This window comes from Micromonospora sp. NPDC048170 (assembly GCF_040652795.1).
Lineage (GTDB): Bacteria > Actinomycetota > Actinomycetes > Mycobacteriales > Micromonosporaceae > Micromonospora.
The window spans coordinates 34,739-46,991 of sequence record NZ_JBEZMR010000008.1; the positions used below are offsets into that span (position 1 = coordinate 34,739).

Below are 12,253 nucleotides of genomic sequence, written 5' to 3' on the forward strand. Positions count from 1 at the left end.
TCTCCTACCACATGAACTGGCCGCCATCGACGATCAGCTTTTGCCCGGTCAGGTAGGCGCTGCCCGCGCCGACCAGGAACTCCAGGGCATCGGCGATGTCGTCGGTGGAGGCGATTCGACCTTGGGGGATCTCGGTGAGCACGGCGGCCCGCGCCTGCGGGTCGTCCAGGTTGAAGCGGCCGACGAGCTCGTCGGTCCAGGTCATCCCCGGGATCAGGCAGTTCACCCGGATCCGTGGCGCCAGCTCCAGCGCCAGGCACTTGGTGAGCTGGAGCAGGCCGGCCTTGCTGGCGCAGTAGTTGACACCGTTGAGACGCGGCCGGATCCCGGTGGTGGCCCCGACGTTCACGATCACCGACCCGGGACCGGCGCCGGCCTGGGCCAGCATCGCCGGTGCCAGGGCCCGGGTCAGGTAGAACGGGCCGTCGAGGTTGGTGCCGAGGACCCGGTCCCAGTCCTTGGTGGACATCTCCAGTAGTGGCCGGTCGATGTTGCGTCCGGCGTTGTTGACCAGCACGGTCGGGCCGCCGTGCTCGGCGACGATCCGGGCGGTGACCCGCTCCACGTCGGCGGCGTCGGCGACGTCGAGGCGTACCGGCCAGAAGGTGTCACCGAGCTTGGCGTGGGCCTGCCGGGCCGCCTCCTCGTCGGAGTGGTACAGCCCGACGACCCGGTGACCGAGCGCCACCAGTCGGGTCGAGAAGGCCAGCCCGATCCCTCGGGTGCCGCCGCTCACCACGGCCAGCGGGGCGGTCACCGGGCACCACCCGTCACGGCCAGCACCCGCTCGCGGTCGATCTTGCCGGTGGCACCGACCGGCAGCTCGGCCAGGACCAGCACCCGGTCCGGCACCATGTACGCCGGCAGCAGCTCGGCCATCCGGCGGCGTACCTCGGCGGGCAGCTCGTCGGCCGCCGGCCCCTGCGGCACCACGCAGGCGGTCAGCCGGGGCCGACCCTGCGGGCCGCTGTCGAGCACCACGACCGCGTTGCGCACCTGCGGCAGGCCGACCAGCACCGCCTCCACCTCCTCCAGTTCGATACGGAAACCACGCAGCTTGACCTGCCGGTCGGTACGGCCGAGAAAGATCAGCTCGCCGTCGTCGTCGAGCCGCACCAGGTCACCGGTGCGGTAGAAGACGCCGTCGCGGCCGGGCAGCCGGACGAACCGCTGGGCGGTGAGGTCGTCCCGGCCGAGGTAACCCCTGGCCAGGCACGGCCCGCCGAGATACAGCTCCGCCGGCTGGCCCGGGAGGGCCTCGTGGCCGTCGGCATCCAGCAGGAGCAGCTCGTGACCGCCGACGGCCGAGCCGATCGGCACCCGGTCGCCGCCCGACCAGCCCCGGTCGATCCGCCGGTAGGTGGCCGTGATCACCGCCTCGGTCGGTCCGTAGGTGTTGTAGAGCGGGATGTGCCCGAGCGGCCCGTTGGACCATCTGCGCACCACGGCGGCGCTGACCGCCTCGCCGCCGAAGTAGATGCCCCGCACGCCGGCCAGTGCCGCGACGTCGGCGTCGGTCAGGTCGTCGGCGAAGAACGCCTCGAAGTACGCCGTCGGGCACTGCACCCGGGTGACACCGTAACCACGGATCCGGTCGAAGAGCTGGGGACCGGTCCACATGGCGGCACCACGCACCACCAGGACGCCACCCTGGACCAGGGGAAGCCAGATCTCCTCGATCGAGGCGTCGAAGCTCGGCGAGGAGAAGGAGAGGCAGACGTCCCCCTCGACGTGCCCGTAGTCGACCGCCACGTGGCGCAGGTGCAGCGCCAGCGGCCCGTGGTCGACGCAGACACCCTTCGGGGTGCCGGTCGAGCCGGAGGTGTAGATGACGTACGCCAGGTCCGTGCCGGACGGCCCCGAGCCCGGCACACCGGCGTCGGCCCCGGCCTCGTCGTCCACGCCGGAGTCGGCGCCGGTCAGCGACTCGACGTCGGCCACCGGCAGCGTGGTGGCGGGGTGCCTGCGGGAGCCGGTGTCCAGAACCAGCCGGGAGCCGCTGTCGCCGAGCAGGTGCCCGATCCGGTCGGCCGGCAGTTGCTGGTCGACCGGCACCCAGGCGGCACCGGCCAACCAGCTGCCCAGGGCGGCCGCCACGAACTCCGGGGTCGCCGGGCCGTGGAGCGCCACCAGGTCACCGGGGCCCACCCGCCGGTCGCGCAACGCGGCGGCGAGCCGACCGGCCCGGCGCCACAGCTCGCCGTAGCTGACCGTGCGGTCGCCGCAGAGCAGCGCCGTCTTCCCGGGTGCGGCCAGCGCGTGCTGGCGCACCAGGTCAACCACGGTGCTCACACCGACCGCCCGGTGGCCAGGGCGAGTGACCCGGTGGTGGCGCCACGTTCGTCGACCAGGGACGCCAGCGCGGCGAGAGTCGGCCGGCGGAACACGTCGCTGACCGCGATCCGCAGGCCGGTCTCGACGCGCAGGGCGTCGATCAGCTTCAACATGTCGAACGAGGTGCCGCCGAGCACGAAGAACGAGTCCTGCGGGCTCTGCGGTCGACGGCCGAGCAGCCGTTCCCAGAGCCCGGCCAGCAACTCCTCGGTGCCGGTCGGCGACCAGTCCGGGTCGGCGTCACGCTGCTTGGCCGGCCGGAGTTCGCCGCTGTCGAAGCGGGCGGCCAGCGCGCTGCGGTCGACCTTGCCGTTCGGGGTCAGCGGGATCGCGTCGACCGCGACGATGTGCTTCGGGATCATGTACGTCGGCAGGGTCTGCTGGAGCGCGGCCCGGATGGCACGTTCGTCGAACGCACCACCCGGCGTGGTCCGGACGAAGAGGCAGAGCGCGGCGCTCTCACCACTGCCGTGCACCGCCGCCGCAGCAGCGGCGACCGCCGGCAACCGCTCCGCCGCGATCTCGACCTCGCCGAGCTCGACCCGGTGTCCCCGGATCTTCACCTGACCGTCCCGGCGCCCGAGGAAGATCAGTGTCGGGCCGTCCGGGCCGTCGGCGGCCACCGCGAGGTCGCCGGTGCGGTACATCCGACCGGGCGGGTCGGTGAACGGGTCGGGCCGGAACGCCGCGTCGGTCCGGTCCGGATCGTTGATGTAACCGTCGGCGGGGCAGATCCCGCCGAGGAAGACCTCACCGGCCGCACCGGGCGGCACCGGCCGCCCCTCTGCGTCGAGCAGGTGCACGTCGACCCCGGCCAGGGGCAACCCGATCGGGACGTGCGACGGGTGCTGCCCCGCCCCGCCCGCCAGGGTGTGCACGGTGACCGCGTGCGTCTCGGTCGGCCCGTACAGGTTGATCAGGCGCTTGCCGGGCATCCGGCCCAGCAGGGCGCGGCTGCGGCTGTCCAGGTGCAACTGCTCGCCGGAGACGTTGAGCACCTCGAGGTCGGCCAGCGCCAGATCGGCGTCGGTCACCGAGGCGGCGAAGGCACCGAGCACGGCGACCGGCAGGTAGATGTGGGTCAGCCGGGCCCGGTCGACGAGGCGGGCGACGGCGTCGAGGTCACGCCGGTCGGTCGCGCCGAGGCCGTACACCGTGCCGCCGGCCACCAGGGTCGGGAAGATCTCCTGGTAGGAGACGTCGAAGCCGAGCGGGGCGTACTGCAGGAACCGGGTCGTCGGGCCCATGCCCATCGCGTCGATCTGCCACCGCAGCAGGTTGACCAGCGGATCCTGCCCCATGTGGACGCCCTTGGGCTGGCCGGTGGAGCCGGAGGTGAACATGACGTAGATCGGGTCGGTGCCGCTCGGCTGGGCCGGCACCGGCAGGTCGGCGCCCCGGTCGGCGAGGTCGTCGACGCTGGCGCGCGGCGGCTCGTCGGATGTGACCGGCGCCGGGCTCACCACGTACCGGCAACCGGCCTGACGGAGCATGTAGGAGAGCCGGTCGGCCGGCAGGGAGAGGTCCAGCGGCAGGTACGCCGCTCCGCAGCGCAGCACCGCCACCATCGCCGCAGTCGTGTCCGGCAGCGAGTGCGGGACGATGGCCACCACGTCACCGGCGCCGACGCCGTCGGTGCTGAGCGCGGCGGCGATCCGGTCGGCCCGGTCCATCAGCCCGGCGTAGCTCAGGTCGGGTGCGTCGGGGGCGCTGATCGCCACCGCCTCGGGCCGGGCGGCGGCGGATTCCCGCAGCAGGGCGAGCAGCCCGCGACCGCCTGCGGTGTCGGCCCGGCCCCCGGCGTGCAGGGCCGGCTGCCGGCGGTGCGCCGAGGCGGCGGTCAGCGGGCCGGTGTCGCCGGTCGGGTCGGCGACGACCCGGGCCAGCAGCTCGACGTACTCGTCCAGGAAGCGGTGGGCGTAGGCGTCGGGCAGCAGGTCGCTGTCCCACTCCAGCTCCAGCTCCAGCCCGTCGCTGACCGGGGTGGCGGCCAACCAGATGTCGAACTTCGCCGTCTCGTTGTGGGTGTACTCCAGTCGCATGCCGAGCCCAGGGACGATCTCCCGCCGGGTGACCAGGTCGTCCTGCATGGCGAACATGCACTGGAACAGCGGGTTGCGGTTGCTGCCGCGCTCCGGGCCGACCGCCGCGACCAGGGCGTCAAAGGGGATGGACTGGAAGCGGCGGGCGGCGCGTACCGCACCGGAGACCTCGGCGCACTGCTCGGCGAAGGGCCGGTGCCGCGCCGGCAGTACGACCGGCAGCGTGTTGACGAAGAACCCGCACAGGTCGTGCGAGGCGATGGTACGGCGGTTGACGAACGGCCCGCCGACGATCACCTCGGCGTTGCCGGAGTAGTCCCCGAGCAGCAGGGCATAGCAGGACAGCAGCAGGCAGTACGGCGTGGTGCCGAGGGTCCGGGCGGTGCGCTCGACGGCGGCGCGCTGCTCCGGGGGCAGGACGACGCTGCGCAGCCGGCCGTTGAACCGGGTGTCGACCGGGCGCTCCGGCACCGGATAGAGCAACGTCGGGGGTACGCCGGCGAGCGTGGCGGCGAGCGCCTCGACCTCCCCGGCCTCGATCGCCGCCTGGCTGACCCGGCACTGGGCGGCCAGCTCACCGACGAGCCACCGCTCCCGTTGGACCACGTCGACGTCCTCGACAACGCCCGCCGGCCCGGCCCCGGTCGCGCCGGCCAACCGGTAGCCCTCGACCAGCTCGTCGAGGAAGACCCGCATCGAGACGCCGTCGTTGATGGCGTGGTGGACGTTGCAGAGTAGGGCGGTCTGCACCGGGCCGACCAGGAGCCGGAACCGGCACAGCGGGGCCTGCCGCAGGTCGACCGGAGTGGCGGCGAAGCGCCGGCTCTGCTCGGCCAGCCGCGCGGGCCACTGCTCGGGCGGGCAGTCGACCCGCTCCACGTCCATCGGTGCCGGCATGGGGGGTCGAATCTCGGCGACCGGTTCACCGTCTGCGGCGTCGAACCGGGTACGCAGCGTGGGCTGGACGGCGATCAACCGGTCGAGCGCCCGACGCAGGGCTGCCTCGTCGACCGCCGTGTCGAAGACCACCCGGAAGCTGATGTTGTAGAGGTCCTTGCGGGGGACCGCCTCCTGGATGAAGAGCAGGCTGCGTTGGGAGGGCGTGACGGGTATCTGGACCATGGCGCTTCAGCTCCGGCTCGTGAGGGCGACGAGGAAACGTTCCAGGTCGGCGACGGTCACCAGGTCGCCCAGCTCGACCACGTCGATCTCCAGTCCGGGGTCGGCGACCAGGTCGGCGATGATCCGCAGCAACAGCAGGGAGTCGACGCCCAGGGCGGTCAGTTCCGTGTCGCCACCCGCACCCTCAGGAAACTCACCGGTACGCCTGCCAATGGCGACGCGCAGGCGCTCGGCGAGTACGACTTCGTTCCGTTCGACAATTTTCAGCGGATGCCCGGAAACTGTCACGGACGGCTACCACCTCTCGGTGCACGGGTCCGGTTCGAGTGCTCCCGTCATGGCTGACCAGCGCCCTTTCGGACGCTGGTCGGTTCATGGCCGAGACGACGCCGGAATCGGGTCAGGAATGGCGTCGACAGAACCGGACAAACACTGCCAGCACTGCCGCGCGCACTCCGGCGGACATTTCTCCGCCGTCCACGATCCTGCCTGCGGGCTCTCCGACTGTCAGCACCGTCCGGTGTCAGGATCCTGCCATGGCAGCCCCCTGCCACCGTCTGTGGAATTCCCCATGAGCAGCGCTTCGCTCCCTGGCACCAGCCCGGATCCGCAATGCACCACAAGCCACAGGTGGAGGGCCGACGAAACGGCGATCGCGCGCCGGCACAACTGCATGACGACCGCTTCCGCCGCGGCGACGGTCGGTTGCAGGACAAAGAACGCCAGCTCCGCTCCTTTTGGATTCATCATGACGTACACGTGTTCGAGTCCGTCTCCAGGTAGGGCGACGAGCTGGATCAGCCTGTGCAGCTCGGCTCGGTCGACCAGAGTCCGGCCGCCTTGCAGGCGCGCGATGACAAGGTGCATACCAGCAGAATGTCCGCTTTCAGTCAAGGTCACCAGACATTGGCGGTTACAGGATCCCCGGCTTCGGATTTCTGCCCCTGCGACGGCCGTCTCGTGGGATGCCAGGAAACGGCGCATGGTCACTCTCCGCAAACATTCTCGGCAGGCCCATCCAGCATCGTCCCGGTATAGACTCGGTTCGATGTGTGTGCAGTGCGAGGGGGATCACGATGCTCGAAGTCCTGGGCCTGCACGTAGCTTCCGAAGCCGTCTACCGTGTGATGCTCGAGGAGCCCCGGTACGGCGTCGCGGAGATCGCCGCCCGACTGTCCTGGACAACCGAGCAGGTCCACGAGGCGCTCGACGAACTCGGCCGGTTGTCCCTACTGCGGGCCTCCCGCGACGAGCCCGGAGCCCAACGCGCGATCAGCCCCGAGGTCGGGCTGCCTGCGCTCCTGGCCCGGCAGGAGACCGAACTCGCCATGCACCAGGAGAAGATCGCGGCCAGCCGCCGGGCAGTCGCCGCGATCGTGGCCGACTACGCCGAACTCCGACCGGCCCAGAGCCGGGCCGAGGTGGAGCAGTTGGCCAGCCTGGATTCGGTCCGTCACCGGCTGGAGGAGCTGGTCCACTCCTGCCGGACGGAGATCCTCTCCTTCGTTCCCGGCGGAGCACAGTGTGAGGAGACCTCGATGGCGGCCCGGTCGTTCGGCGTCACCTGGGCCGAGCGGGGCATCCAGGCCCGGGGCGTCTATCTCGACAGCGTGCGCAACCATCCACCGACCCTGCACCACCTGCAGCGGCTCCACGAACAGCGGGTGCAGATCCGCACCACCGCCGCACTCCCCCTGCGGATGACGATCTTCGACCGGGAGGTCGCCCTCGTCCCGATCGATCCGGAGCAGCACCAGCGGGGCGCCGCCCTGCACCACGGCAGGGGGACGGTCGCGGCGCTCTGCGCGCTGTTCGAGCAGACCTGGCGGGCCGCCCACCCGTTGGGTGCCGAGCGCGACCGGGACGAGTCGGGACTGACCAGCCAGGAACGCGAGGTGCTGCACCTGCTCGCCGAGGGTCACACCGACGACAGCGTGGCCCGTCGGCTCGGCATCTCCGTCCGGACCGGCCGCCGGATCACCGCCGACCTGCTGAAACGCCTCGGTGCCCGGAGTCGGTTCCAGGCCGGCGCGCTGGCCGCCGCCCGGGGGTGGATCGACGCCGCGTGACCTTTTGCCGTGGCGCCGGCCGGGGACGGAGATGTCGTACCCGTGGTCCATGATCTTCCTCGGCACGACGGCGCCGGCGCGGATCCGGCGTCGATACCGGCGCGCTGGTCAGGTACGTAGGTCGCGGTGTTGGTATCCGGTGGCGCCGAGGGCGGCGAGGGCGGTGGCAGCGGTGAGCATGCCGATGACTCCGAGCCAGTCGGGTGCGGTGTCGGGCACTGCGGCGAGGTGGGTGAATGGGGACAGGGTACTGATCCAGTGGGGGGCGTTGGTGCTGTCGGCGATGACCTGGAGGAGAAAACCGCCTGCGGCGGGTAGGGCGCCGACGAGCGCGACGGTGCGGGGTAGCCAGCCGAGCGCGAAGATCGCGGCCCCGAGGCAGAGCGCGGCTATCGGCAGGACGTTCACCGCGCCCGCGAGTGCCGTTCCGAGGTGCAGGGGTGCGCCTACGGCTGTCGCCCCGATCCAGGTGGCCAGCCCGGCCGTGATTGTGAGTGCCGCGGCACCGGTTGCGGCGGTGGCGGCTTCGGCGGTGAGGAGTCGGAGCCGGGTGACGGGTCCGGCGTAGATGAGGGTGAGCCGGCGGTCGGCTTCGGCGGTGGCGGTGGTGGCGACGTGGACGGCAGTGAAGATTCCGGCGGGGATGGCGAGCAGCGCGAACATGGCCGCCACGTAGCCCTCGACCGAGCCGAGGCCGGCGAACCCGGCCTGCGCGGCGAGGTCGGCGAATCGTGGGTTGTCGGCGAGGAAGTCGGTCATGGAGACCGCGAGCAGCCCGATGAGCAGGTAGTAGGCGCCGACTCCGGCGGTCCAGCCGGCGAGCGGGCGTAGCAGGCGCCGCAGAGCGAACGCGGGGATCGAGCCGAGCAGCCGCAGCCGTGGCGCGCGGCCGGTGCGAGGTGCGAGCCAGCCGCCCCGCACGTCGCGGCGCGCGGTGGCCGCGGGGATGGCGGCGAGTAGAACGGACGCGGCCAGGGCCAGCACGACCAGCGGAAGGACCCGGTTGTCGTGGTACGGCCGGGAGAGCGCGGTGAGGCCGAACGGGGACAGCCAGCGCAGCCACCCGAGTGCGTCGACGCCGTCTCCGATCATGCGCAGGAGCAGCCCGACGCCGAGCAGTGCGACGGTGGCGCCGCTCGCGGCGGCGCGGCTCGGGAAGACCTGTGCCGCGAGGGTTCCGGCGGCGGCGAAGAACACGCCGACCAGCGCGACACCGGCGCCGTGCCGCACGGCACCAGCCGGTGGGGTGCCGGCGGCGGTGAGGGCGGTCGCGGTGGCGAGCCCGACGAGCAGCGCGGCGGTGACGATCACGGTGGCGTGGCGCATCACGATGGTGGACAGGGGGACCTTGCCGGCCAGCAGCAGGTCCCAGTGGCCGGCGTCTTCGGCGCCGCGGGTGATCCGGGTGGCGGTGAGCAGCGTCCAGGCCCCGACCAGGACGGCGAGGATGGTGCCGGTGCGCCACACGGTGAAGCCGCCGGCGGAGTCGAGGGCGACCGGCTGCCCGAACAGGGTACGGATCGCCGGGTTCTCGGCCAGCGCGGCGAGGGTGGCGGCGTCCATGGCGTCGCCGACGGTGCTGGCATAGGTGGTGGCGACCATCGCCGACATGCCGCCCACGAGGATGATGACGATGAGCGCTCCGCGCCGCACCTGGCGGACAGCCAGCCAGGTCACCGCGCTTCTCGCGCGGGCGTCCCCCGCTGTCCGGGTGGCCTGCGGTGCCCGCGCGTCGACGGCGGTCACCGGGACACCTCGTTGTAGTAGTCGAGGAAGATCTCCTCAAGGGTCGGCTCGTGGATCGTCAGCGCGGTCACGTCCGCCGTGGCCAGCGCCCGCAGGGCCGGCGCGGGCGGGCCGGTGAAAGTGAACCGTAGCCGGGCGGGCCCGACCCGTTCCACCGCCTCGACACCCGGCACCTCGTCCAGCCGGGGTGCCGTGCCGGCGAAGGTGACCTCGACCTGGCCGCGATGCAGTCGTCGGAGGTCCGCGACATCGGCGATCTCCACGAGCTTGCCGGCGCGTAGGATCGCGACCCGGTCGCACACGGCTTCGACCTCGGCGAGCTGGTGGGAGCTGAGGAACACCGTCTGTCCCCGCTCGCGGGCCTGCGCCACCGCCCGCTGGAACTCCCGTTCCATCAACGGGTCCAGGCCACTGGTCGGCTCGTCGAACACCAGCAGGGGGGCGCGGGTGGCGAAGGCCGCCACCAGGGCCACCTTCTGCCGGTTCCCGGTCGAGTACGTCCGGCCGGGTTTCGACACGTCCAGCGCGAACCGCTCGACCAACTCGTCACGGTAGCCTCGATCGACACCGGGACCGGTGCGAGCCAGCAGCTCCAGGGTCTCGGCGCCGGTCAGTTGCGGCCACAGCGCCACGTCGGCGGGCACGTACGCCAAGGACCGGTGTGCGGTGCGTACGTCCTGGGCGTCGGTGTCGAAGATCCGGGCGTGTCCCGCGGTCGGTCGGGCCATGCCGAGCAGCAGGCGGATGGTGGTCGACTTGCCGGCACCGTTCGGGCCGAGGAACCCGAACACCGATCCGGCGGGCACGGCGAGGTCGAGCGCGTCGAGCGCGAGGAGCCGCCCGTAGCGTTTGGTGAGACCTTCGGTGCGGATGGCGAAAGTATCCATGGGAGCCCTCTTCGGTCGACGCGACATGACCACTGCCGACCAGACTTCCCGGCGCTCCTCAGCGGAGCGTACGCCCGGAAGCCACCGTTAGGAAGCGCGTGTCAGGTAGCCGCGGAGGTTGGGGCCGTGGGTTGTCCACCTCGGTTCCGGCGAACGCCGTCGGCGTCGCTGTCGCGGTCCTCGACGGCAGCCGGAGCATGGCGGCTGGCCGAGGGCGGCGCCGACCCGACCGGCTGAGGGTGGGCGGGTCGGCACCTGGGCCACGTGCCGGGCCTCTGACCGTCCCGTCGGGGTATCGGTCGGTGGAGACGGGCTGGCGGTTCAGCTGGTTAGGTCGCGGCGGTTGAAGGCGGCGGTGGCGATGGCAACGAGTACGCCGATGGTTGCGGCGAGGACGCCGAGGTCGGCCCATTGGAAGCCGTTACGTAACGGTTCGTTGCCGATGTAGTAGTGGAACGGGGAGAGATGGCGGAGGCCGTCGGCGCCGAGCTGGGTGGCGAAGGTGTTGGCGGCGTAGGCGAGAACGCCGACGACGGTGCTGCCGGCGAGTGCCGCGGCGCGGCTGCCGGTGGCAGCGCCAATGGTGATCGCGATGGCGCCGAAGAGGGTGCACAGCAGTGCCAGCGCCACGGACTGGGCGGCGAACTGGCCGATGCTGATGGTGTCGAGTTGGGCGCTGGGACGGACGGCGAGCATGGCGAGCAGGACGAGGCCGGCGAGGGTGCAGGAGCCGATCGTGAGTGCGGCGCAGCGGTGCAGTAGCAGCCGTGTCCTGCTGATCGGGTGGGCGAGGAGCAGGTCGAGGTAGCCGGCTTCCTCGTCGCCGGCGATGGCCCTGGTGCCGGTGGCGATGCCGTAGATGACGGCGATCAGGGGCACGATCATGCCGAAGACGCTGGAGCCCAGGTAGCCGGCGGCGCTGGCGATGTCTTCCATGTTGAGGGCTTCGCGCAGGGCGGGGGAGAAGCCCTCGACGGCCTGGCCCATGGCCCCGTCGGCGACCTGGGGGTAGAAGCTGGCGTACATGGTGCCGACCAGTGCGGTGCCGACGGTGAAGCCGGTGAGGCTGCGGCGGGAGTCCCAGAGGGTCTTGGTCAGGATGTCAGGCACGGCTGGTCTCCTTGGCGACCTCGGTGGTCTGGTAGTAGGTGAAGAAGAGTTCCTCGAGGTCGGGTTCGCTGGCCCGTAGGCTGGCGACCTGGTGTCGGGCGAGGATTGTGATCAGCTCGTTCGGGTCGGTGGCCAGGGTGAAACGGGCGGTCGGGCCGTCGATGGCCAGGTCCGAGATGCCGGGGAGCGTGGCGAGGGCGGCCTGGTCGATCGGGCCGGTGAAGGTGATCTCGAACCGGTGTTGGGCGTGGTCGCGGAGCCGGGCGACGGTGTCGAGGGCGACGAGCCGGCCCTCGCGGATGATTCCGACCCGGTCGGCGACGGCTTCGACCTCGGTCATGATGTGCGACGACATGAAGACGGTCTGTCCGGCGGCCCTGGCCTCGCGGACCAGGTCGAGGAAGGTCTGTTGGACGAGCGGGTCGAGCCCGGAGGTCGGCTCGTCGAGGATCAGCAGGTCGGGTCGGTGCATGAACGCCTGGACCAGGCCGACTTTCTGCCGGTTTCCCTTGGACAGCGCCTTGATCCGGACGGACAGGTCGAGATCGAGACGGGTGGCCAGTTCGTCGATCCGCGTCCGGGGTATGCCGCCGCGCAGGTCGGCCAGGAAGGCCAGGCATTCGCTGACCCGCTGGCGGGGGTCGACCACGAATTCGCCGGCGAGGTAGCCGATTCGCCGATGCAGTGCGACAGCGTGCTCGCGCGGGTTACGGCCGAACAGCCGGGCCTGGCCGCTCGTGGGGCGGATGAGGTCCAGCAGCAGCCGGATGGTGGTGGATTTCCCGGCGCCGTTCGGGCCGAGGTAGCCGAACACCTCACCCTCGGCCACCGCCAGGTCCAGCTCGACCAGCCCTCGGCGGGTCCCGTACGTCTTGGTCAGCTTTTCCAGCTGAATCACGTCTTCCATGACGGAGACATTATCGAGTATTCAGAGATCTCTGAA

The 12,253-nt window shown here is 71.5% G+C and carries 10 protein-coding genes; 1 reads left to right on the forward strand and 9 read right to left on the reverse strand.

Annotation, left to right across the window (positions count from 1 at the left end; all coding sequences use genetic code 11):
• Positions 1-4 precede the first annotated feature (4 nt).
• The 5 genes from AB0D32_RS13835 to AB0D32_RS13855 form a co-directional block, all read right to left on the reverse strand.
• Positions 5-757, reverse strand: coding sequence for an SDR family oxidoreductase (locus tag AB0D32_RS13835; protein ID WP_357089150.1), 753 nt, complete (start codon positions 755-757; stop codon positions 5-7).
• Positions 754-2,292 carry an amino acid adenylation domain-containing protein gene (locus AB0D32_RS13840; RefSeq protein WP_357089152.1) on the reverse strand — a complete coding sequence of 513 codons (1,539 nt, stop codon included), beginning with the start codon at positions 2,290-2,292 and terminating at the stop codon, positions 754-756. Before AB0D32_RS13840 ends, AB0D32_RS13835 begins: the two co-directional genes overlap by 4 nt.
• Positions 2,289-5,498 carry an amino acid adenylation domain-containing protein gene (locus AB0D32_RS13845; protein WP_357089155.1) on the reverse strand — a complete coding sequence of 1,070 codons (3,210 nt, stop codon included), beginning with the start codon at positions 5,496-5,498 and terminating at the stop codon, positions 2,289-2,291. Before AB0D32_RS13845 ends, AB0D32_RS13840 begins: the two co-directional genes overlap by 4 nt.
• 6 nt (positions 5,499-5,504) lie before the next feature.
• The gene (locus tag AB0D32_RS13850) at positions 5,505-5,786 is read right to left on the reverse strand and encodes an acyl carrier protein (RefSeq protein ID WP_350917821.1); all 282 of its coding nucleotides are present in this window, start codon (positions 5,784-5,786) and stop codon (positions 5,505-5,507) included.
• Between the two features lie 219 nt (positions 5,787-6,005).
• Positions 6,006-6,365, reverse strand: a complete 360-nt coding sequence (locus AB0D32_RS13855) for a hypothetical protein (protein ID WP_357089157.1) — start codon at positions 6,363-6,365, stop codon at positions 6,006-6,008.
• A 260-nt stretch (positions 6,366-6,625) separates the two neighbouring features.
• Between AB0D32_RS13855 and AB0D32_RS13860 the strand changes: the two genes are divergently transcribed.
• Positions 6,626-7,567 (forward strand): helix-turn-helix transcriptional regulator, encoded by a 942-nt coding sequence (locus tag AB0D32_RS13860; protein ID WP_357089159.1) that lies wholly within the window; start codon positions 6,626-6,628, stop codon positions 7,565-7,567.
• Positions 7,568-7,675: 108 nt separating this feature from the next.
• On the opposite strand, the gene AB0D32_RS13865 is transcribed toward AB0D32_RS13860, so the two are convergent.
• From AB0D32_RS13865 to AB0D32_RS13880, 4 genes are all read right to left on the reverse strand, one after another.
• Complete coding sequence (locus AB0D32_RS13865; protein WP_357089161.1) at positions 7,676-9,313, reverse strand: hypothetical protein; 1,638 nt, start codon at positions 9,311-9,313, stop codon at positions 7,676-7,678.
• Positions 9,310-10,200, reverse strand: a complete 891-nt coding sequence (locus AB0D32_RS13870; protein WP_357089164.1) for an ABC transporter ATP-binding protein — start codon at positions 10,198-10,200, stop codon at positions 9,310-9,312. The genes AB0D32_RS13865 and AB0D32_RS13870 overlap by 4 nt, the downstream gene beginning before the upstream one ends.
• A gap of 321 nt (positions 10,201-10,521) precedes the next feature.
• Positions 10,522-11,310: an ABC transporter permease subunit gene (locus tag AB0D32_RS13875; RefSeq protein WP_357089167.1), complete on the reverse strand. Its 789-nt coding sequence runs from the start codon at positions 11,308-11,310 to the stop codon at positions 10,522-10,524.
• Positions 11,303-12,217 carry an ABC transporter ATP-binding protein gene (locus AB0D32_RS13880; RefSeq protein WP_357089171.1) on the reverse strand — a complete coding sequence of 305 codons (915 nt, stop codon included), beginning with the start codon at positions 12,215-12,217 and terminating at the stop codon, positions 11,303-11,305. The genes AB0D32_RS13875 and AB0D32_RS13880 overlap by 8 nt, the downstream gene beginning before the upstream one ends.
• Positions 12,218-12,253: the final 36 nt, after the last annotated feature.

Bases quoted from the DNA above. Each gene is read 5' to 3' on its own strand.
- AB0D32_RS13845 (WP_357089155.1), bottom strand. From the start codon at position 5,498: ATGGTCCAGATACCCGTCACGCCCTCCCAACGCAGCCTGCTCTTCATC.
- AB0D32_RS13855 (WP_357089157.1), bottom strand. From the start codon at position 6,365: ATGCACCTTGTCATCGCGCGCCTGCAAGGCGGCCGGACTCTGGTCGAC.
- AB0D32_RS13860 (WP_357089159.1), top strand. From the start codon at position 6,626: ATGCTCGAGGAGCCCCGGTACGGCGTCGCGGAGATCGCCGCCCGACTG.
- AB0D32_RS13870 (WP_357089164.1), bottom strand. From the start codon at position 10,200: ATGGATACTTTCGCCATCCGCACCGAAGGTCTCACCAAACGCTACGGG.
- AB0D32_RS13880 (WP_357089171.1), bottom strand. From the start codon at position 12,217: ATGGAAGACGTGATTCAGCTGGAAAAGCTGACCAAGACGTACGGGACC.